Here is a 22560-nt window from a genome sequence, read left to right on the forward strand (position 1 = left end):
TCGTCGGGCTCATAACCCGAAGGTCGCTGGTTCGAGTCCAGTCCCCGCTACAAAGAAAACCAGATATGAAAGTATCTGGTTTTTTTATGGAACAAACGGCCAAGCTTGCTTGAGCCGTGAAGTGAAATAAAATAAGTAGATGGTGCATCGCACCATCTGGTTTTCTTTGTAAAGCCACCCCCAAGGCCCATTTCATGCGAAGCAATGAAATGAATCCAGTCCTTTCTTCAGACTGAGCCAACACTATGCGAAGCGAGGTTGATGGTTTTCTTTGTAAAGCCACCCCCAAGGCCGATTCCGTAACAAAGTGAAGGAATCAATCCAGTCCTTTTTTCAGGCTGAGCCAACACTACACAAAGCCTCGCTTCAGGTTTTCCATGTAGAGCACTTAACAATAATAAGTAAAAAGTTATTTTTACTATCATATTAGAGAAAGGTACTATCCAATATACCCCTTTAAATTTAAAAACATGACGCATTCTATTTATCACGATTTAACCATCAAAGCTCCTTTAGCTAAAGTTTACAAGGCTATAACGGAACCGGAAGACCTTATTAACTGGTGGCCGCTAAAATATAAAGGTGTTCCAAAAGAAAATGAAGCTTGTACTTTTTTCATAAATTTATTCCCATTTTAAAAAGTGGTTGTACTAAAAAATGCTGCTTTTATTATACTAAACTATTACCCATAAATATTGAAAATATGAAACATTTTATTTACCTGGCACTACTATTATTTCTTGTAAAAGTTCAGGCACAGGAATCACTTACCTATCAAAAACCATCTAAAGAAATACTTGAGCTTGTAGATGTACCCAGGGCGCCATCTGTGATTGTTGATGACAATAAAGATTTTATGCTCCTACTTTATCGAGATGCCTTTAAAAGTATAGAAGAAATATCCCAGGAAGAATTAAGGTTGGGGGGATTAAGAATTAATCCAAAAACCAATATTGGAAGTCGGGTGACTTATTATAACTATTTAAAAATAAAACCGCTAAATAATAATAAGTCTGAAGTAATTCAGGTGAGTGGTTTACCCTCAGAACCAAAATTGACTAATTTTAGCTTCTCGCCGGATCAAAAGAAAATTGCCTGCACAAATACTACTTCTTCCGGGGTTGAAGTCTGGGTAGTTGATATCCTTAAACAAACTGCAACAAAATTGACTGAACCGAAGGTTAATGGCAACCTTAGAAATGCGATAAACTGGTTTGAGGATGGGAATGCCATCCTGGTAAAAATGATTTCCCCTGACAGGCAGGAGCTTATTGATACAAAGAATGCAGTTCCCACCGGCCCTACCATTTCCGTGAATGACGGAAAAAAAGCTCAAAACAGAACGTATCAGGATTTATTAAAAAACCAGAATGATGAGCATAACTTTGAACAACTAGCTTTATCAGAGCTTTACAAAGTTTCACTGGATGGAACTAGTGAAAAATGGCTGGACAGTGATATGTACAATAGCATTAGGTTTTCCCCGGATGGGGAATACGTAATGGTAACAACTGTTGAAAAACCATTTTCATACCTGGTGCCTTATCGCAGATTTCCCTCCAAAACTGTTATTTATTCGAAGGATGGCCAAAAGGTTGAGACCGTTATAGAAGTCCCTTTAATTGAAGATCTGCCAAAGGGTTTTATGGCCGTGCGCAAAGGAAAAAGAAGATTTAGCTGGAGAAACGACATGCCTGCAAGCCTGGTTTTTGCCGAAGCTCTGGATGGAGGTGATCCTGAAAAAGAAGTAGTATTCCGGGATGAAGTTTTTCAATTAGATGTCCCGTTTAATGGAACACCTAAGAGCCTGATAAAAACCATTAACAGATATGACAGTGCGGTATGGGGAGATGAAAATACTGCACTTATCATTGATTACTGGTGGAATACAAGAAATACCAAGACTTATTTATTTAATCCGTCTGATTCTTCTATAGAACCTAAAATTCTTTTTGACAGAAATTATCAGGATAGATACAATGATCCGGGAGATTTTGTGACAAAAAGGAACAAAATGGGGAGTGATGTCCTGGCTTTTAAGGGTAGAGAAGCCTTCCTTAACGGAGCCGGATATTCTGAAAAAGGACAATTCCCATTTATTGATAAGATTAACCTTAAATCACTCAAAACGAGCAGAATTTATCAATCGGTATATACTGACAAGCTCGAAAACCTCACGAGTTATGATGTAGACAAAAATGAGCTCCTTGTAAGACTTGAATCACCCAATGAGTATCCTAACTATTTTATCAGAAACCTGAAGAAAAATAAGCTAGAACAGCTGACTGATTTTGAAAATCCCTTTAAAAGTATAGCGGATATCCATAAAGAAGTAATTAGTTATAAAAGGGAAGATGGATTGGATTTATCGGGGACTTTATATTTGCCCGTGGGTTACAATCGGGAAGCTAAAGAAAAAATGCCTATGATTTTATGGGCTTATCCTCGCGAATTCAAAGATCAATCGAGCGCTTCACAGAAGACTTCAAACCCAAATAAATTTACTTTTCCTTATTACGGTTCCCCAATTTATTGGGTTACCAAAGGGTATGTAGTGCTGGATGGTGCGACATTTCCGATCGTAGGTGAAGGCGATGATCAACCTAATGATACTTTCCGAACGCAATTAGTAGCCAATGCCAGGGCCGCCATAGACGCAGTAGATGCAATGGGTTATATAGACAGGACACGTGTTGCCGTAGGGGGTCATAGTTATGGGGCATTTATGGTTGCCAACCTGCTTTCCCATTCCGATCTTTTCGCAGCCGGAATTGCGAGAAGTGGTGCCTACAACAGAACACTGACCCCTTTTGGGTTCCAGAGTGAAGAAAGAAATTATTGGGAAGCTCCGGAGGTTTATTACACTATGTCTCCGTTTGTGCACAGGTAAGGTTAGTCATGTTACCAAAAGAAAGTCATGGTTACAGAGCAAAGGAATCTATTTTGCACCTGCTTTGGGAACAGGATCAATGGCTGGAGAAATATGTTAAGAACAAACCAGGGGACAACAACAAGAAAACGGAATTGAAATAATTAACGCCAGACGTTGTTTTCTAAGTTCTGAGAATGAGCAAGCTTCTCATTAAACCGGTGACTTTGCTATAAGAGAGGATTAAATTTATCCCGATAAAAAACAATGTTCAAAGAATTTGAAACAGAAAGAGTACGTCTTAAGCCCACTTCGGTTGAAGATGCCGAGTTTATTTATCAACTTATGAATACCCCAAAGTTTATCCAATATATTGGGGATAGGGAAATAAAATCAGTCGTAAGGGCAAAAGACTATATTAAAACCAAAATGTTGCCCCAACTCCAAAGGCTGGGTTATTCTAATTATACGGTATTTCAAAAGTCGGACAACTCTAAAATAGGAACTTGCGGACTCTATGACAGGGAAGGATTGGATGGTATAGATATAGGGTTTGCATTCCTTCCCCAGTATGAAGGCAGGGGTTTTGCCTATGAAGCGGCAAATAGATTAAAGAATGCTGCTTTTGAAGAATTTGAAATTCAAGAAATTAAGGCAATCACCTCAAAGGAGAATAGTTCCTCTCAAAGGCTTTTGGAAAAATTAGGATTAGAAATGGCCGATATTATTATATTACCCGATGATGATGAGGAGCTATTATTGTATAAAATTCAGAAAAAATAACCAACCTATCTAAGCCTTTATCATAGAAACAGTTACCTGTTTATGCTAAGGTAGCCAAAAAGAAAAAGTAACTATTGAGATCAAAAGAAGTAAAATTAAGAGCACTATACTCGTCTGATAAATCGCAATTGGCAAAACTTGCCAATAATAAAAATATATGGGATAATTTAAGAAACGCCTTCCCTTATCCCTATAGCGAAGGTGATGCGGAGTCTTTCCTAAACAGGGTAATAGAAGAAAAACCCCAACTGAATTTCGGTATTGAATACAAGGGTAGCCTTTGCGGTGTAATAGGCTTGGTCGTACAAAAAGATATTTACCAAAAATCCGCTGAAATTGGTTATTGGATTGGAGAGCCCTTTTGGGCTAAAGGCATAGCTTCAAAAGCTATTCAATTAATGACAACTTATGGATTTGAGGACTTAAAACTGATTCGAATTTTTGCAGGTGTATTTGAATTTAATATTACTTCAATGAAGGCGCTTGAAAAAAATGGATATAAAAAAGAAGGTGTTTTTAAAAAGGCAGTATTCAAGAATGACAATGTTGTTGATGAACACAGGTATTTTAAATTAAATGAATAGTATTACTACCTTTTAACACTATTTTGTTATAAAAAAGGTAGCTATGAACCAAAATTAATCTGCTATAAACTCCACCTATTCCCAACTTCAGAAGGCAGAATACCGCCAGGGTATTCTCCGGGAATAGAATCTTGAACCAACACATTTTTTTCATTTTCTGAGTGATTTAGTTAAATTTAAACTACTTAAACAAGCCGTATTTAGATCAACCAGGAGTGTTAAAGATTCATTACCTTAGGTTTTTTAAACCCGTATAGCAGATATAGCGCAAACATTCACCATTTACACTTTAAAACATGAAAAAAAGCTACACCCTTTTGAGCCAATTAACATTTTTTACTACCCTGGTTGTTTTTGCATTACTAATTCAAAGTTGCAACCAGGCACCCAGAGAAGCAGAAAAAGAAGTAATAGTTGAAGTTGAAGTTGAAAAACCGGAATATTTCTTGCTTCGACCGGAAACGGAAAAAGCCTACGGGTATTCCCATGCTGTGAAAATTGGTAACGATATTAAAATTTCCGGAGCTGTAAGTATGGATGATGCTGGAAATCCGACCGCTGTAGGCGATTTTGAGCAGCAGATGAAAAACTGTTATTCGGATCTTGAAAAGGTTCTCAAGCATTTTGGATGCACATTTGATGACGTTGTCGTTGAGAACATTTTCACTACTGATATGCCTTTGTTCCTGGAGCTTTCAGCCTATCGGAATACAATTTACACCAAGCAATTTCCAACGGGTTCATGGCTTGGCGTTAAGGAGTTGGCGCTACCGGAATTTATGATAGAAATTGAATTGGAAGTACATAAAACAAAATAGGACTTTTTAATGAACTTAAATCAAATAACGGTTCCATCGCTGGATTTGACTAAATCCGTTCCTTTCTATGAAAAGATGGGGTTAAAACTAATTGTCAAGGCCTTCCCACATTACGCCAGATTTGAATGTCCCGAAGGGGATAGTACTTTTTCCATTCACCAAACCGAGAAACTACCTACAGGAGATGGAATATATGTGTATTTTGAATGCAAAAATCTGGATGAGTATGTAGGTAAGCTATTATCCAAAGGAATCGAATTTGATGAATTGCCCAATGATAAACCATGGCTTTGGAGGGAAGCCAGGTTAAAAGATCTTGACGGCAATCAGTTAATACTGTTTTTCGGTGGAGTGAATCGGAAGGATCCGCCATGGAAAATCTAATGTCGCATTTTGGAGGCTTCAATAAATAGTTAAGTCTTTATAAAGTATTGGATTTATTTTTCTATTTTTAAATACCTTCAAAGACAGCACTTCCCGCCCTGTTTGTCTTAATAATCTGATATTTATATATAAGACAAGTTTTTAGATCTCTAAAATATGCTGACATCCATCCAAACTAATGTTCCGAAGATCCTTGTTCTGGCACTTACAATTCTAAGCTGTACTGCATTTTATGCTCAAAAAGAAAAAAATAAGGCAGCTCCCTTTGTAAGGGTTTATAATTTAAATGGTGAAAAAATATCAAAAGGAAGAATTACCGAGATCACAGACAGTTCCCTTGTAGTCCGTCGAGGAGAAAAAACGATCAGTATTGAATTGCGCAAAATTGGTTTAATAAAGACTAAACGATCTGAGGGGAATAATGTACTTATAGGTGCTGCCATAGGCACAGGTACCGGTGCAATATTAGGTCTTGCATCAGGTGGGGAAAATGAATTTTGGGGTAAAGGTGCTGGCGCAGGTGTCTTTGGTCTTTTTTTCGGTGCCGTTGGTGCAGGAATAGGGGGCATCACAATAATTTTTAAAAAATCTAATACCTACCCCATCATGGGTGATCCTACCATATGGCAAGCTTTCAAAAAGGCAATACGAGAAGAATGAAAGTTATTTTAATAGCGTGCAAATTCAATTCCCGGATAATCCATTTGTAATTTCCTGAAAAGCATTTAAAATAATCCCGGTATCTACCGCAAAAGATATATATTGAACCCCTATTTTCTCCCATTTCTTTGCATCTTCAACGGTTTCCACAAAAGTGCCCACTACCTTACCGCTTTTTTTTGCCAAAACAACCGCTTCTTCCATTCGTTTTACAACCTTTTCATGTTTCACTTGTCCGGGTACTCCGCAGGATTGAGACAGGTCATAAGGTCCTAAAAAGATAACATCAATTCCATCATACTTGAGAATAGAAGGTAAATTTTCCAGGCCTTCAACCCCTTCAATATGGATGATTGTTACTATGTTTTCATTAGCCCTGCCAAAATATTCTGCTTTATCAATGGCAGTATATTCTCCGGCCCTTACATATCTGCACATCCCACGTTCTCCCTGAGGGTAAAACATAGCGGATCTTACTACCTTGGCTGCATCCTCAGCGGTGGATATCTGGGGAACCTGAATACATTTTGCTCCAACATCCAATACTCGCAGCATCGCCGTCTCACTATTTTCGGGAACCCTGACCACCGCAGTAATACCCCTGGCATCTGCGGCTCTTAACATTTGCTGAACGGTTTCTATACTGTACGGCCCATGTTCCATATCAATGATCACAAAATCGAAGTCAGCCAAAGCTGCCAATTCCACAATTGTAGGATCGAGCATTTTACAGAATGGCCCAAACACAGTTTTGCCCTCTTGTAAAGCCTCTTTCAACATATTAATTTTCATGGTTTCATCGGTTTAAAATTCTATCCTAAGGCTTGTATAATAATGGGAAAAATTTACCCTGCATTTTGGCTCCTTTTGGAATTATAGGGACTCCAACCAAAAGTTCATCATTGGTATTGCTCAAGGTACCATCTGCAAATACATTGATTACAAATGCCCGCCTGCTCATTTCAGAATTATTCTCATACGAGCCATGAACCAATAAAGGATGATGAAAGCTTCCATATCCCTTTTTCATTTCTATCGCAACAGGTTTAAACTCCTTTTTTTGTGCATCGGTGAGATATTTCATCAATCCATTCATATCACCTGCCAGCGCAGGAGCATCAAGCAATCCCCATTTATGACTTTTTGGAATATAGTGCAAACAACCGTTTTCAATGGTGGCATCATCCAGGCCTGTCCAGCAGGTTAAATGTTGCATGGCTACTGTACGCGTCCAATACGAATAGTCCTGGTGCCAGGCCACAACCCCACCGTGTTTGGCAGGTTTATAAAACAGTTGATCATGCCAGAATCTTACTGCTTTATTTTCCAATAGTTGGTGAGCAGCCATAACAAATGCAGGATTCCAGAGAATATCATGAAAACCACTGGTAATACGCCATTGTCCCAGGGAATGAAATAAAACATTATCGGAATCCCCGGATTCATTACTATGAAATTCATAGAACAGATCATGAGCAGGGTGTTTGGGATCTATAACCTCATCCAACTGGGTGCGCAAGACTTCAATCTGATCATCTTCCAATAATTTAATTCCCGCTAAATACCCATATTCATGAAAGTGAGCTACCTGTTCATCTGTCAACCTGTATTGATCCCATTCTTCGCGCGACTTAGGTTGTTTAAACAGATCGGATACTATTTCGTGATAATCCGCAAGGTCTCTAATTGCTGCCATATCTTAATTATTGATGGTTATATTCAAATCCAATTCATGGAACTATTTATAAGTTACAAATAGTTTTGGTTATTTGATAAACTTATTAAAGAACCGCAAACTGTCTTTTATGTGTTTTTGCCAATAGTCCCATTCATGACCCCCATTAAATTCCTCATATACATGGGCTATTTGCGCCTTATTCAATTCCTTGTGCAGCAATCTGTTTTGATTGATCAGCAAATCTTCAGTCCCACAATCGAATCGTAATTCAGGTAAATGTTCTTTTCTATCCAAAGCCAACTCCAGCACAGATTCTTCCCGCTTATTATTTTGCTCGTAAGCTGTTAGTGGTTCCTCTACAAACAGGGACATTTGTTCCATTTCAGTAATAGATGAATGTGCAGAAACCGCCTTAAACTTGTCCGAGTATTTGATTCCTAATCGCAGTGCTCCGAAACCACCCATGGAAAGTCCGGAAATAAATAGCTCGGAATTCTCACTAACAGAAGCAACATTTTCCATTACAGCACTGGTTACATCGTCCACGATCCACTTTTCAAAATCATAATCGCTATGCGGCAGATACCCAGAGCCATCACCCCAAAGTCCGTCGGAAGGCATAGCTATTGCCATTGGTTTTAGCTCATCCTTTTGAATCATTTCCCAAGTTGAGATATGTACACCCGCTTTTTGTGACCAAACCCAGGCGCTGCCATATACGCCATGAAGCAAGATCACCAATGGGATGTCTTTAAGGCCCTCTAGAGGAGGTACAAAAAGGCAAATATCCCCCCGGCCTTTTAAGTTTCGGGATTTTACCGTAATAAAACTTAGATGATTACTCTCAAAAGCAGGATTAGATTTTTCAATGGTTCTGAACATCTTTAAAATTAATCAAAAAGTATAACTCCTTTCGCATTTCTTCCGGCCAACATATCGTCAAAGGCTTCCTGCAATTTATCCAGATGGTAAGTTCGGGTTATCATTTCGTCAAGTCTTAATTCACCGGCTTCATAATGGTCAATGATTTTTGGAAAATCTATCTGCGGGTTACATCCACCATATAAAGGGTTTATATAAATCTTATCCCATTCAAATAAATTCATATCTATGTTAATTTCCTCTTCAATTCCACTTACCTGAACCGCAGTGCCAGCGTTCCTTATCATTGCCAGGGGTGCTGCACCCAGCTCCGGAACAGCAGTGCATTCAAAGGCATAGTCTGCTCCCCTACCCCGGGTGAGCAACTTAACGGCTTCAGCCGCTTCTAATAATCCTTTATCTTCCTTACTTGCATGTATAAGTTCTGTTGCACCAAACTCTTTCGCCATAGCCAGCCTTTGTTCATTTATGTCTATTGCTATGATATTGGAAGCATTGCTCAGCTTTGCTCCCTGAATAACACTTAAACCAACCCCCCCTGTTCCTAAAACCACAACAGAACTATTGGATTTTACCTTTGCCGAATTTACAACAGATCCGTATCCGGTCATTACACCACAACTGATTATACTGGCAGCAGCAAAAGACATATTCCCGGCTGTGTTTTTCACTATTGCTGAAGCCTTTACTAGAGTATATTCAGATAAAGTTCCAATATTAAAAGAACGCTCAATGGGCCGGCCTTTCCAAAGCGTTCCTTCCAAATGTGCATGCCCTTTGGTATAACCGTTGGCCCCGGCTACAACAGGAGAATTATTTTCACAAATGTGGAGATTCCCCAGATTACACTGGAAGCAATTATAGCAAGGGGTAGCCCAATTTAAAATAACAGCGTCTCCCACATGAAGGTCTTTAACATCCTTACCGACTGCTGTAACCACTCCCGCACCCTCGTGACCTAAAATCAAAGGCTTCCCCCAATTTAAAGAATCATAATCTGTATGGCACAAGGCAGCCGCCTTAACAGCTACCAAAACCTCATCTTCACGAGGTTCATTAACCACTATGTTTTCTATAGTGAAATCGCCATTTCCGGTAGCAATGGCTGCTTTACATTTTACAGGCATAATTTAGATGTCTCGCATTAGGTTACTTAAGTTTCCCGGCTTAAATAAACATTAAAAATAATAGTTCAGCTATGTAAAATAACCGGTCTCTTCAAAGTTCGTTCAAAGTAGTCAAATACAAAAATCTTGGGTATACCTCAATTTATATATGGTTTATTTAACTTTAACTGTCAATTAAAAATAGTTGTTTAATTTTTTTCAATTAGTTTAGTAAAGAGCATTGCCTTAGACGTGTTCTTAATCAAAAGACCCTTAATGAAGTATATTGTATGTGAAAAACCCGGTCTGTTTAAACTCAAAGAAAAGGACAAGCCTCAAAAAAAAGCCGGCCATGCTATTCTTGAAATAAAAAAAATCGGGATTTGCGGAACGGATTTACATGCGTATACAGGAAACCAGGCATTTTTCACCTACCCCCGGATACTTGGTCATGAATTAGCTGCGGTAGTAATAGAAATAGACAGTAATAGTCAAAATATCAAAGTTGGTGACAAAGTAATCGTAATGCCCTATCTCAGTTGCGGCAAGTGTATTGCCTGTAAAAACAGGAAAACAAACTGTTGCACAGATCTTAAAGTTCTGGGTATACATACCGATGGCGGAATGCAAGAACAGATTTCGGTACCTATAAATCTTTTGATCCCCTCAAACACTTTAAGTTATGCTGAAATGGCAATTGTGGAGCCCCTTGCTATTGGAGCTCATGCCATGAGAAGGGCTCAGGTACAGGCCAATGAATTTATAGTTGTAATGGGTTGCGGCCCAATTGGTATTGGGATCATGAAGTTTGCCAAGATTGCAGGCGCAAAAGTAATCGCTATGGATATAGATTCGGGAAGATTAAGTTACGCCAAAGATAAAATTGGTATTGATCATATTGTTTTAGCTGATAAGACAGCCATGGATAATATAGCAGAAATAACAAACGGTGAGATGGCCACTTCAGTCTTTGATGCCACCGGCAATAAGGAAGCCCTGGAGAAAGGCATAGATTATATGGCAAATGGGGGCCGATATATTCTGGTTGGTTTGTCCAAAGGTAAACTTGAATTTGAACATCCCGCTTTACATGCAAAAGAAACTACTATTTTGTGCAGCAGAAATGCTACATTAGAAGACTTTGAATATGTAATAGATATTCTAAATAAAGGTAAATTTCCTGTGGAATCCTATGTAACACATCATGTGAATTTTACAGAAATGATACCTCAGTTCGACAGTTGGTTAGACCCATCAAATGGTGTAATAAAGGCTATGGTTAATTTTTGAAGTAGTAAAAATATTTTTTTGCATGAAAAATGGAGAAACTTTTGGGGAAATCATTTTGCATTTGATACCGCCTGGATTATTACATTTTTCTAAAGCTGTGGTTAGTTTTTCGGAAATGGTATCCCACTGAATTTGCAAGGAAATAATTGTACAAAAAACCATTGTAAAGCTGAAAACTAAGGAAAGAAAAATATTAAAAATCATAAAATCTGTAAGGAGCTAATTAGATCAAGATATGTCCAAAGAATATGTTCAAATAGATTCCAGGGATAATATAATTGTAGCCCTTACTGACCTTCTGGAAGGAACAATTATTACTCTAGATGGGGTGAACATTGTTTTGACGGAAAATGTCAGGGCTAAACACAAATTCGCTATTAATGACTTTAGCATTGGTGATGAAATTTATATGTATGGTGTGCTGATTGGAAAGGCTATTAAGCCAATACCCAGTGGCAGCGCAATAACCATAGAAAATGTCAAACACGCCTCCGCAGCTTACACCAGCACCAAAAAAAGCTACAAATGGAATGCCCCGGATGTTTCCAAATTTAAGGATAGGAACTTCATGGGTTATCATAGGGCAAATGGCAGTGTCGGAACTGCAAATTACTGGTTAATAATCCCCATGGTTTTTTGTGAGAACAGAAATGTTGATGTCATGGAGGGAGCGTTATCCGAAGCCCTGGGATATATTACCAGAAAAGATTTTTCAGTAGACACGCAGGCCTTGATCAATAAATATCATTCCGGGGCAAATGAAGAAGAAATATTGGCCACATCTATTATTCATACCAAAGATGAACTTTCGGAGAATAGAGTATTTAAAAATGTCGATGGTATAAAATTTCTTAAGCACGAGGGGGGCTGTGGAGGTATGCGCCAGGATTCTGAAGCTCTTTGCAGACTTTTAGCGGGTTATATTACAAATCCGAATGTAGCCGGAGCTACGGTACTGAGTTTAGGTTGCCAGAACGCTGAAGTTGATATTCTACAAAAGGCTATTAGAAAAAATGATCCAAACTTTGCAAAACCTGTTTATTACCTACGACAACAAGATAGTAGAAGTGAACGTGAGTTCATTGAAGATGCGGTTAAACGAACTTTTATTGGTTTAACCAAAGCAAATAAAATAGAAAGGAAACCGGCCCTTTTGAGCAATTTAGTTTTAGGACTGGAATGTGGCGGCTCGGATGGATTTTCAGGGATTTCTGCCAATCCTGCCTTGGGCTATGCCTCAGATCTGTTAGTCGCACTTGGCGGCACAGCCGTACTTGCGGAGTTTCCGGAATTAAATGGAGTGGAACAGGAATTAATTAATAGGTGTAAGACCGATGATACTGCAAAAAAATTTGCAGCCCTTATGGATTCCTATTCTGCTGCAGCAATAGCTTTAGGCTCCGCTTTCGAAAACAATCCGTCACCGGGAAATATTAAAGATGGGCTTATTACCGACGCTATGAAATCTGCCGGAGCAGCGAAAAAAGGAGGAACTTCACCGGTTGTGGATGCGCTGGATTATACCGAACAAATTACCCGTCATGGTCTGAATCTTTTATGCACCCCCGGAAATGATGTGGAAAGTACGACAGGGCTTGCTGGTTCCGGGTGCAATATGATAGTATTTACAACGGGCTTGGGAACACCAACAGGAAACCCCATTGCGCCTGTACTGAAGCTTTCCAGTAACACCCATTTATTTAAAAAGATGAAAGATATTATCGATATTAACGCTGGAACCATTATAAGTGGTGAAGATAGCATTGAAAGTATGGGAGAAAAAATCCTGGAGTATTTGATTGCCGCTGCCAGCGGCGAAATCTTGCTTAAGGCAGTGCAAAAAGGACAAAACGATTTTATCCCCTGGAAACGGGGCATCTCGTTATAGCCTTATTACAATCTCAGGCGGTTTCAATAACTTATAAACCTTTGAAAACACTAAACAGAAGCATCGTTCACACTAATGCATATCCTGAGAGGATATTACAATTCGGGGAAGGAAATTTTTTAAGGGCCTTTGCTGATTGGATGATTCAGGAAATGAATACTAAGGTGGATTTTAATTCCGGAGTAGTGGTTGTGCAACCCATAGTTAATGGACTCATCAAAATACTGAACAATCAGGATGGTTTGTATACCTTGTACTTAAACGGGATTAAAAATGGCAAGCCAGTTAGTGAAAATCAAATAATAGATTGTATACAAAGGGCAATAGATCCTTATGAAGATTATGATGATTATCTGAAAGTTGCCGAAAATCCCGACCTAAGATTTGTAATCTCAAACACTACAGAAGCAGGTATTGCATATGATAAAAATGATCTTTTAGACGATTCTCCACAACAAAGTTTTCCTGGAAAATTAACTGCTTTTTTGTACAGGCGTTACCAGGTTTTTAAAGGTAGTTCAACTAAAGGATTGATCCTGTTGCCTTGCGAGTTAATTGATAGAAACGGGGACAACTTAAAAAAAATCGTCCTTCAATATGCAGTAGATTGGAAATTAGAAAAAGAATTTGTCAGATGGATCAATGACGACAATATTTTCTGCAATACTTTGGTAGATAGAATAGTACCCGGCTATCCTAAAGAAAAAATAGGTGCCATTACCCAAGAATTAGGTTATAAGGACCAATTGGTAGTTGAGGGAGAACAATTTCATCTATGGGTTATTGAAGCTCCGAAAGAAGTGCAGCAAGAATTCCCTTCTGAAAAATGTGGGTTAAATGTTATTTTCACAGATAATATGGAACCGTACCGAACCAGAAAGGTCCGGATTTTAAATGGCGCTCATACTTCCCTGGTTCCGGTGGCTTACCTTTATGGCCTGGAAAAGGTGAGGGAGTCCACAGTAGATTCGGTGGTGGGTGCTTTTTTAAAAAATATCATTTTTAATGAAATATGTCCTACCCTTGATTTTCCAAGAGGGGAATTAATTCAGTTTGCAAATGAGGTACTGGACAGGTTTAAAAACCCATATTTAGAGCATGCCTTGATAAGTATTTCGCTTAATTCCATTTCCAAATACAAAACAAGGGTTTTACCTTCGATCCTGGAATATGTTAAAAGGAAAAATGCCCTTCCCAAATACTTGTTATTCTCATTAGCTGCCTTAATTGTATTCTATAAGGGGCAAAGAAATGGAGAGGCTATTGAGCTCGCTGATAATCATGAAATATTGGATTTTTTTAGAACCCAATGGCAAAAGGCAGATGATTCCAAGGTAAGTATAACCAGACTTGTACATGCTGTTTTGTCCAACCTACATTTTTGGGGTAAAGATTTAACTGAAATAGAAGGCTTACCAAATGAAGTTATCCAAAGTTTAGATGCAATATTAAAGTTAGGAATGAAAGGGGCAGTTTTGCAAATAACCTATTCAGATCCGGGACAAACCAATAACATCGAGGTCTATGTGGATTGAAAATAATATTTTTTTATAATCTAAAAATAAAAGTGTATGGATTTGGGATTAAAAGACAAAGTGGTCGTCATTTCCGGGGCTGCAGGTATGAAAGGAAGCATTGGGGAAACCATCTTACAGAGTTTAGTAAATGAAGGGGCTATCCCGGCAGTTATTGATAGAAATGACAGGGGTGCTGTTTATGTGGACAAAATTCAAAAAAATGGTATTGATGCCCTCTTTTGCAAAACAGATGTTACTGATCCGAATCAAATTCAAATTGCTATTGAAACCATTTCCAAAAAGTACGGACGGATTGATGTGGTCATTAACAACGTTGGGGTAAATGATGGGGTAGGACTTGATGCTTCTTATGAGGAATTCATGAATTCGTTAAAACTAAACCTGGTAAACTTTTTTTTGATCGTTAAACACGCCCTGCCATTATTAAAAAAATCAAAAGGAAATATCCTGAATATTGGATCCAAGGTTGCCCTTACCGGTCAGGGTGGTACTTCCGGTTATGCAGCAGCTAAAGGAGGGGTTTTAGGGCTTACACGCGAATGGGCTGTAGACCTGGTGCCATATGGCATTCGTTCCAACGCTATCATTATTGCAGAAAGCTGGACACCATCCTATGATACCTGGATCAAATCTCTTACGGACGGGGAAAGAAAATTAAAATCGATCTTAAAAAAAATTCCACTCGAAAATCGGATGACCACTCCGGAAGAGATAGCCAATACATGTTTATTTATAATTTCGGAAAAATCATCTCATACCACCGGGCAATATATCACCGTTGATGGAGGGTATGTGCATCTGGATAGATCCCTATTAACTCAAGACAACACCTAAACCAGGAAGGAATTAATCATTATGGAAAACAAAAAGAGAATACCGGTGGTATCCAAACAGGTATTGCTCCCGTTTATATTAATAACTTCATTATTTGCGTTATGGGGCTTTGCAAATGACATTACTAATCCAATGGTGTCTGCCTTTAAAAAGATTTTGGAATTGAACAATACCCAGGCTTCCTGGGTTCAGATGGCTTTTTATGGTGGATATTTTACCATGGCTTTTCCTGCAGCCATGTTTGTAAAAAAGTATAGTTATAAAAAAGGAATTATGTTGGGCCTTATTTTATACGCCTTTGGTGCTTTATTATTTTATCCTGCCGCCTCTTATGAGGAATTTGGTTTTTTTCTTGCAGCCTTGTACATTCTAACTTTTGGGTTGGCTTTCCTTGAAACCACGGCTAATCCGTTTATATTGTCTATGGGTGACGAAGCAACTGCAACGCGCCGATTAAACCTGGCACAGGCATTTAATCCTATTGGCGCATTAACAGGTTTATTCATTGCACAAACTTTTATCCTGGGATCCCTCCAATCTGATGATTTAGATAATCAGGGAAATGCTATATATGACACCCTTTCTGAGACAGCAAAAACAGCTGTAAGAGCATCTGATTTAATGGTAGTACGAAATCCATACGTTATCCTGGGACTGTTCGTATTATTCATGCTTCTGCTAATTGCTATTGTAAAGATGCCGGAGAAAAAAGGAACAAGTAATGGCTCTGTGGCCAATGCTGTAAAACGACTTTCAAAGAGAAAGAAATTTGTAGAAGGGGTTATAGCACAAATGTTCTATGTAGGTGCGCAGATCATGTGCTGGACCTATATTTATCAATATGCAGAAACCCTTGGAATTGATAACCGAAGTGCAGTAACCTATGCCTACTGGGCACTGATCTTATTTTTAATAGGTCGATGGATAGGTACCTATTTGCTAAAATATATCCCGGCAGGTAAATTACTTATGTATTTTGCATTGTTTGCGATACTCTTTACGCTTGGGGCCATATTTATTCCCGGGATGACAGGTTTATATTCACTGGTAGGAGTATCATTGTGTATGTCGGTCATGTTTCCAACTATTTATGGAATAGCTCTGGAAGGAGTTGGTGAAGACGCAAAATTTGGCGCTGCATTTTTAGTAATGGCCATTGTAGGCGGAGCTATTATGCCTGTCCTTCAGGGATCAATTTTGGACTGGGGGGGTTCCGGATATACCGATATTAAAATTCTGGGTGTCCCGGAAGTAAATTTTTCATTTGTGCTACCCCTTGCATGCTTTATCGTTGTTGCCATCTATGGCTATAGGACATACCGTATTCATTCAAATTCCGACCAAATTTGGTCCTAGAATCTAAATGGTATTTTTGGTCTCACAAATTTTTCCTTAAATGGCTTATATCCAAAGTATCATTTAGTTCCTCCTGCAAGATTATTAAATCAATAAAAAGATCATTAACCTTTGAATGATATGCTCCAACTTCAGAAAGATCATTCATTTCCTCCGGATCCTTATTCATATCGTACAACAAAAACTTTTCCAGATTTGGATAAACTATAAGTTTAAAGCCATCTTTACGTATCATTCTTTGCAAATCAACATATGCACCATAAATGCCGTTATAGTGACTTTTATCCTGATCTCCTTTAACCAGGTCCATGACACTATTAAAATACAGATATTCCGGTTTCGGAACACCTGCCAGTTCTAAACTCGTTGCCATGGCATCCTGTAAATAAATGTCAGCACTATTTATCTTAGCCCCTGTTATGTCTGGTCCCATTATTATAAAAGGTGCTCTTATACTATGATCAAATTGACTTTGTTTCCCTAAAAGCCCATGCCTTCCCATTGCCAACCCATGATCTGCTGTAAAAATCACATATGTATTTTCCATTTGTCCGCTTTCCTCCAGGCCATCTAAAATCTCCCCTATTTGATCGTCGAGGTGAGATATTAGAGCATAATACTCCTGAATGTGCTTTTTTATGGCATATTGGGTTCGCGGAAATGGGGCCAATGCTTCATCCCTTAAATCCGGGCCATTTCCTATTCCATCTTTATAAGGATATTCCGGCAACCAACTTTTTGGAGTGCTGATCTGCTCTAAAGGGTATTTATCAAGGTATTCCTGCGGAGCCTGCCTGGGGTCATGCGGTGCATTAAAGGCGAGATACATAAAAAAGGGTTTATCACTGTTCTCTGTATCCTTAATAAAACCAAGTGCATCATCCTTTAAGACTTCACTCCAGTGTTTGCCTCCTTCCCAATATCCTCCATATTTTGGATCTGCAGCAGACCAGCTTGAATCCGATTCACTTATAGGTCGGTTATAGCCAACAGGCATAAATTTTGAAGATGGTATATTGGTGCCTTTAATTTTTCCCAAATTCTCCATCATTTCATCATTATTCCATGCATCTTTTGGCATTCCCGGTCTCACATGGACTACATTTTGAAAAACACGCTCCGCTTTAGCGTCAACATGCCATTTACCTGTCATATAGGTGTCATATCCCGCATTCTCCATTAGTTTACCCCAGGTTTGGTCCATACCTCTGCCGAGAAGCCACTCCTGTTTAAATCTATCTGCATTCCATAAACTGCGCCCGGATATCATCATTGCACGTGAAGCCAAACAAACAGCCCCATTCCAGGCTCCCATATTATAGGCGTGGCTAAAAGTGGTACCTGAATTGACCAATCGATCTATGTTAGGCGTTTCTATTTCTTTATTACCCAAGGCATTTATGGCAGTATAGGTTAAATCATCGGCGAAGATAAAGACGATATTGGGTTGCCGGTTTTCTTCTTTTTGCTGTTCTATGCAGGATACGAGAAGTATTGGCAAACAGCATACAATTAATTTTGTCAAATGCCATGATTGGATAGAATGTGAAAATTTCTGTGCCATCATCAGAAATATATTTTTAAAACAGGTTCAATTTTAATCCTGCGTAGTATTGTATAGCTTTTTTTGCAAGCTACAATACAAGGGTACTAAATGAAATCATGATATATCCCACAATAGCAATAATCAGTACCGATGTAACGATATCTACCCAATTATAACTAGCCTTATTCTCCTGCCTTTGTTCCGGACTAATGGTGCCAAAAGTAAGCCCTTGTAATTGTGCTTGGGATGGCGCCGGATACATCATACTTACTACAACGGCTATTCCTATGCACATGGCAAAGAAATAAGCTCCGAAAACCAACCAATTTATATCTGCTATTGCATAAATAAAACTCCCTTCTGCGAAGCTGGATTTCACAATTTCAAGGGTTAATTTCCCAAAACCAATAATAAATCCACCTATCAATGTAGCTATAGCCCCATTGGCGTTAATACGTTTGTAAAATATCCCTAACAGGAAAACGGCCGCTATGGGGGGAGAAATATATGCCTGGACATTTTGAAGGTATTCATAAAGTCCATCCGAAAGCGTAGTAATAATTGGTATCCATAAAAGACCAAGTCCGACGACAAAAAAAGTGGCAATTCGTCCCGTTTTTACTAATTCCCGTTCAGGCTTTTCCGGCCTGAACTTTTTATAAATATCCAAAGTAAATAGAGTAGAGCAAGAATTAAATACAGAAGCCAGAGAACTCATCAATGCCGCCAATAAACCTGCGGCTACCAAACCCCTAAGCCCTGAGGGCATTAAATTACTCATCAGTACCGGAAATGCCTCATCCGGGCTTTCCCAGCTGAGTTCACCTTTAATTTTTAAAGCCAGGGCAATCACACCAGGTACTAAAAAAAGAAAAACAGGCATGAGTTTCAAAAGTGCTCCAAATATACTTCCCCTCCTGCCCTCTTTTATATTTTTAGCCGAAAGTACTCTCTGAACTATTACCTGATCTGTGCACCAATACCAGATACCGACTACGGTACTGGTTATAAAGAGTGGAAGCCATGGATAATCCGGATCAGCATTTGGCCTCCACATGTTAAAATATTCAGGCCCAACAGTATCCTTTAATTCACCCCACCCTCCAACTGCATCCAAACCCAGGTAGGTTAATATCCCCGCTCCCAACACGAGAACTATGGCTTGAATTGTTTCTGTATAAACCACAGCCCTCATTCCTCCGAGCACTGTATAAATTCCGGTGAGTACAACGGTTGCAACCGCACCAATCCAAAAAGGAATTCCCAATAATGCTGAAACCACTACACCACCGGCGTAGATAGTAACAGATACCTTGGTCAATATATAAGCTATTAAAGAAACCACAGATAGAACCCATCTTGATCTTGAATCAAATCGTTTTTCAAGAAATTCGGGCATTGTAAATACCCCGCTGCGCGCATAGAATGGAAGAAAAACCCATCCAAGCATTAGAACTATCCAGGCATGTAATTCATAGATAAGCAAAGGCATTTTATCTCCGGCACCATTACCGGCCAGGCCTACAACATGTTCCGAACCTATATTGGAAGCAAAAATAGAGGCCCCTACAATAAACCACCCAATATTCCTACCGGCAAGGAAATAATCCTCGGTATTCTTCTGCTTCTGCCTTATAACCCACCAGGCTACGGCTAGTAATACCAGAAAATAGGCTGTAATTACCACCCAATCCAGTGAATCAAGTCCTTTCATAAATTAACCTATTACATCTCAAATTTTTTCAATGGGGAATGCAGAAACATTACCGCTACCAAAATATTCTGTTTGGTAAGATAATGAAATCCATTCACTAGTAACTAATTATTGAATTACCCTCTATTCGCGGATAACAATCAGGTATCAGATAAAGGGTTTAACATAACAAAAGACAGTGTCTCCGATAATAAAATTATGGATAGTAATTATTGTTCCAGACTATTGGCCTGGAAGCTTTCAAGTTCATTATGAGTGAATTGTGAATTAATTTCGATGGGATTACAGCATATCTCGCAATCCTCTACATATTGCTGCTGTGCTATAGAAGGATCCAATAACATTGAAATTTCTTCCCAACAATATGGGCACTGAAAATAGTGTTCGTACATTGAATGGGTTAAAAGTCTACATTCAATAATTGACCTGTTAATTGCAATAGTTCTAATTCGGCAATTTTTGCATCATATTTCGCAAGGTTTTTAGTCGTTTGTGCCGCTAAAAGATTTATCTGAGCCTGCCGGAATTCTATTGAAGTTATCCTCCCCAGTTGGTATTGCTCCCTGGATCTTTCAAAATTGTTCTGATTAGTTATAACCGCTTGTTCTTGTATATTATAAATCTCTAACCTGTTTTCGTAAGTTTCCAAAGCATTCTCAATATCCCTTGCAACCTCTAGTTCAACCTGCTTTTTAATTAACTCCTGATTTTGTAAAGCTATTTTAGCATTCCTTACCTGAACAGTGGTAATTCCACCATCAAAAAGATTCCAGGTAAGGCCCGCACTTAGATTTAGATTTAAAGTGGTATTGTTGACTCCGGGAAAGAAAGCGGAGGCGGCACTTTGATTTAAATTCCAACCATATGAGCCTGTTAATCCAATCACAGGTAAATACCCGGATTTACTTACTTTGACGTCATACTCATTTATAGAGAGGTTCCTTTCCGTTTGGAGGAGGGCCAGGTTGTTTATTGATACATCATCGACCATCGCTTGCAATTCGAGCATTGGTATGAAAGTAATTAACGTATCTACCTCATATAAGCTTGTTACCTCCTGGTTGAGTACAACATTTAAATCGCGCTTGGTGTTGCTCAGTAAGCGTTGTGTATTAAGAAGGATAATACTATCGTTGGTAACATCAACCTCTGCATTTAAGACATCGAGTTGGGTATTTTGACCATATTCAAATGCGTATTGCGCTCTCTTGATACGGTCTTTGGAAACCTCCAATGCCTGTTTCTGAGCATATTCATTTTCGGATAAACGTGCAACTTCAAAATAGATGCTCAATAGCTGAAGGATAGTATTCTGGATAGTTTCCTTTGCCTGCAATTCTGTTAGTTGATATTGTTCCTTGAGACGTTTGTAATTGTATCTGCGTCCTAAACCATCAAAAAGGATATAATTTAAGTTTAGCCCTGCATTATAGCGCTGTGCTTCTGCCTGATCTATTTCAAGGTCTGGCCTGGGGATACCATTTTCATCTACCTGACCGGGAAATTCAATTGTTGAATCATCCCGATTATATGTAGCCCCGGCTGTACCGGTCAGGGTAGGTAAAAACCCTGTATTCAAAACCCCTTGGTTATTATCGGCAATTTTCACGGTATTTTCAGCAACTTTAATACCAAAGTTCTGCTCTAGTGCCAGCGCAATTGCTTCACTTTTTGACAATACACTTACCTGTGCATTAGCATTAATACTCAATGCTAAAAGCACAATAATCCGGATATAGTTTTTCATTTTTCCTTGCCTTCTAGTTCAATTGAAGCTTGTTTTTTATTTTCTCCTTTGATCGAACTGTTCGGAGATTCTTTAATAAGTTTTGTGACTAACTGATTCTGTTGGTGCAGTTCTTCCTTTTGCTCTTTTATGGCGCGTTCCACAAGTTCTTTGGGCACCTTGTTACCGGTAGCCAGCCATTTAGCATTTACCTTAACCTTATTACTAAAAGATAAAAATATTGGTAACATAATCAGCGTTAGAACTGTGGCAAATGCTATCCCATAGGCGATTGAAATAGCCATAGGAATTAGAAACTGTGCCTGTCTGCTTTGTTCCAGTATTAGCGGAGCCAATCCTGCAATGGTGGTCAACGAAGTTAGAAAGATAGCCCTGAATCGGGAGCGTCCTGCATCATACATAGCATCATCAAACGTCATCCCGGATCGCAGGTTATTGTTAAATCTACCAATAAGCACTAATCCATCGTTTACCATAATCCCGATAAGAGCAATAATCCCCAACATTGATAAAATATTAATTGGGAAATCATGAATCCAATGCCCCCATGCCACGGCAGTTAAACTAAAAGGAATCAATAATAGCAGCATTAAAGGTTGGCTAAAACTTCGAAAAGTAAAAGCTATAGTGACGTAAATTAAAAACAATACTGTAAGACCAACAAAACGCAGGGAGCCCAGGAGTTTTCCGGCCTCTCTGTTTTGACCTTCATATGAAGGTGTAACCGTGGGATATTTAGCCAGAATTTCGGGCATGATTTCCGTTCTTATTTCAGTCATAACATCTGTAGCACTGACCTTTTTAGCATCTTTAAGATCTGAAGATAGTTGGATTTCACGCTGACCATCTAAATGATTGATAGCCACATCTCCCCGTGCAATAG

At 38.8% G+C, this 22560-nt stretch carries 20 protein-coding genes and 1 pseudogene; 12 read left to right on the top strand and 9 right to left on the bottom strand.

All coding sequences use genetic code 11. The features are described from left to right. The first annotated feature begins 470 nt into the window (after nucleotides 1-470). From Q0X77_RS13185 to Q0X77_RS13215, 7 genes and pseudogenes are all read left to right on the top strand, one after another. Nucleotides 471-638 carry a hypothetical protein gene (locus Q0X77_RS13185; RefSeq protein WP_297798111.1) on the top strand — a complete coding sequence of 56 codons (168 nt, stop codon included), beginning with the start codon at nucleotides 471-473 and terminating at the stop codon, nucleotides 636-638. Between the two features lie 65 nt (nucleotides 639-703). Then, nucleotides 704-3033: pseudogene (locus Q0X77_RS13190) on the top strand (prolyl oligopeptidase family serine peptidase). 103 nt (nucleotides 3034-3136) lie between these two features. Further along, on the top strand, nucleotides 3137-3652 hold the full coding sequence (locus Q0X77_RS13195; protein ID WP_297798113.1) for a GNAT family N-acetyltransferase: 516 nt from the start codon (nucleotides 3137-3139) through the stop codon (nucleotides 3650-3652). Nucleotides 3653-3726: 74 nt separating this feature from the next. Continuing rightward, nucleotides 3727-4236, top strand: a complete 510-nt coding sequence (locus tag Q0X77_RS13200; protein WP_297798115.1) for a GNAT family protein — start codon at nucleotides 3727-3729, stop codon at nucleotides 4234-4236. A gap of 296 nt (nucleotides 4237-4532) precedes the next feature. Next, nucleotides 4533-5054, top strand: a complete 522-nt coding sequence (locus Q0X77_RS13205) for a RidA family protein (protein WP_297798117.1) — start codon at nucleotides 4533-4535, stop codon at nucleotides 5052-5054. A gap of 9 nt (nucleotides 5055-5063) precedes the next feature. Next, complete coding sequence (locus Q0X77_RS13210) at nucleotides 5064-5438, top strand: VOC family protein (protein ID WP_297798119.1); 375 nt, start codon at nucleotides 5064-5066, stop codon at nucleotides 5436-5438. 156 nt (nucleotides 5439-5594) lie between these two features. Beyond that, nucleotides 5595-6098, top strand: a complete 504-nt coding sequence (locus Q0X77_RS13215; RefSeq protein ID WP_297798121.1) for a hypothetical protein — start codon at nucleotides 5595-5597, stop codon at nucleotides 6096-6098. Between the two features lie 24 nt (nucleotides 6099-6122). Here Q0X77_RS13215 and Q0X77_RS13220 read toward each other — a convergent pair whose 3' ends face one another. The 4 genes from Q0X77_RS13220 to Q0X77_RS13235 all read right to left on the bottom strand — a co-directional run bounded on the left by Q0X77_RS13220 (nucleotide 6123) and on the right by Q0X77_RS13235 (nucleotide 9785). Further along, complete coding sequence (locus Q0X77_RS13220) at nucleotides 6123-6890, bottom strand: aldolase/citrate lyase family protein (protein ID WP_297798123.1); 768 nt, start codon at nucleotides 6888-6890, stop codon at nucleotides 6123-6125. 25 nt (nucleotides 6891-6915) lie between these two features. Further along, nucleotides 6916-7794 carry a phytanoyl-CoA dioxygenase family protein gene (locus Q0X77_RS13225; protein ID WP_297798125.1) on the bottom strand — a complete coding sequence of 293 codons (879 nt, stop codon included), beginning with the start codon at nucleotides 7792-7794 and terminating at the stop codon, nucleotides 6916-6918. Nucleotides 7795-7863: 69 nt separating this feature from the next. Then, a complete protein-coding gene (locus tag Q0X77_RS13230; protein ID WP_297798127.1) occupies nucleotides 7864-8658 on the bottom strand; it encodes an alpha/beta hydrolase-fold protein in 795 nt (264 codons plus the stop codon). An 8-nt stretch (nucleotides 8659-8666) separates the two neighbouring features. Next, complete coding sequence (locus Q0X77_RS13235; RefSeq protein WP_297798129.1) at nucleotides 8667-9785, bottom strand: zinc-binding dehydrogenase; 1119 nt, start codon at nucleotides 9783-9785, stop codon at nucleotides 8667-8669. 255 nt (nucleotides 9786-10040) lie between these two features. Here Q0X77_RS13235 and Q0X77_RS13240 point away from each other — a divergent pair, with 255 nt between their 5' ends. From Q0X77_RS13240 to fucP, 5 genes are all read left to right on the top strand, one after another. Next, nucleotides 10041-11054: a zinc-binding alcohol dehydrogenase family protein gene (locus tag Q0X77_RS13240; RefSeq protein ID WP_297798131.1), complete on the top strand. Its 1014-nt coding sequence runs from the start codon at nucleotides 10041-10043 to the stop codon at nucleotides 11052-11054. Between the two features lie 235 nt (nucleotides 11055-11289). Further along, nucleotides 11290-12942 (top strand): UxaA family hydrolase, encoded by a 1653-nt coding sequence (locus Q0X77_RS13245; protein ID WP_297798133.1) that lies wholly within the window; start codon nucleotides 11290-11292, stop codon nucleotides 12940-12942. A 41-nt stretch (nucleotides 12943-12983) separates the two neighbouring features. Continuing rightward, a complete protein-coding gene (locus Q0X77_RS13250) occupies nucleotides 12984-14477 on the top strand; it encodes a tagaturonate reductase (RefSeq protein ID WP_297798135.1) in 1494 nt (497 codons plus the stop codon). Nucleotides 14478-14513: 36 nt separating this feature from the next. Continuing rightward, nucleotides 14514-15314, top strand: a complete 801-nt coding sequence (locus Q0X77_RS13255; RefSeq protein WP_297798137.1) for an SDR family oxidoreductase — start codon at nucleotides 14514-14516, stop codon at nucleotides 15312-15314. Nucleotides 15315-15335: 21 nt separating this feature from the next. Beyond that, entirely contained in the window at nucleotides 15336-16670 is a 1335-nt protein-coding gene (fucP, locus tag Q0X77_RS13260; RefSeq protein ID WP_297798139.1) for an L-fucose:H+ symporter permease, read from the top strand. A 22-nt stretch (nucleotides 16671-16692) separates the two neighbouring features. On the opposite strand, the gene Q0X77_RS13265 is transcribed toward fucP, so the two are convergent. From Q0X77_RS13265 to Q0X77_RS13285, 5 genes are all read right to left on the bottom strand, one after another. Next, nucleotides 16693-18237 carry a sulfatase-like hydrolase/transferase gene (locus tag Q0X77_RS13265; RefSeq protein ID WP_297798141.1) on the bottom strand — a complete coding sequence of 515 codons (1545 nt, stop codon included), beginning with the start codon at nucleotides 18235-18237 and terminating at the stop codon, nucleotides 16693-16695. Between the two features lie 67 nt (nucleotides 18238-18304). After that, a complete protein-coding gene (locus Q0X77_RS13270; protein WP_297798143.1) occupies nucleotides 18305-19930 on the bottom strand; it encodes a sodium:solute symporter in 1626 nt (541 codons plus the stop codon). A gap of 209 nt (nucleotides 19931-20139) precedes the next feature. Next, nucleotides 20140-20322, bottom strand: a complete 183-nt coding sequence (locus Q0X77_RS13275; RefSeq protein WP_297798145.1) for a CPXCG motif-containing cysteine-rich protein — start codon at nucleotides 20320-20322, stop codon at nucleotides 20140-20142. An 8-nt stretch (nucleotides 20323-20330) separates the two neighbouring features. Next, a complete protein-coding gene (locus tag Q0X77_RS13280; protein ID WP_297798147.1) occupies nucleotides 20331-21677 on the bottom strand; it encodes a TolC family protein in 1347 nt (448 codons plus the stop codon). Continuing rightward, nucleotides 21674-22560, bottom strand: an 887-nt coding sequence (locus tag Q0X77_RS13285) for an efflux RND transporter permease subunit (protein WP_297798150.1), incomplete at its 5' end; no start/stop codon positions are given. The genes Q0X77_RS13280 and Q0X77_RS13285, both read right to left, overlap by 4 nt.

The sequence above is a fragment of the uncultured Eudoraea sp. genome (genome assembly GCF_947258925.1).
In the GTDB taxonomy this organism is placed as follows: domain Bacteria; phylum Bacteroidota; class Bacteroidia; order Flavobacteriales; family Flavobacteriaceae; genus Eudoraea.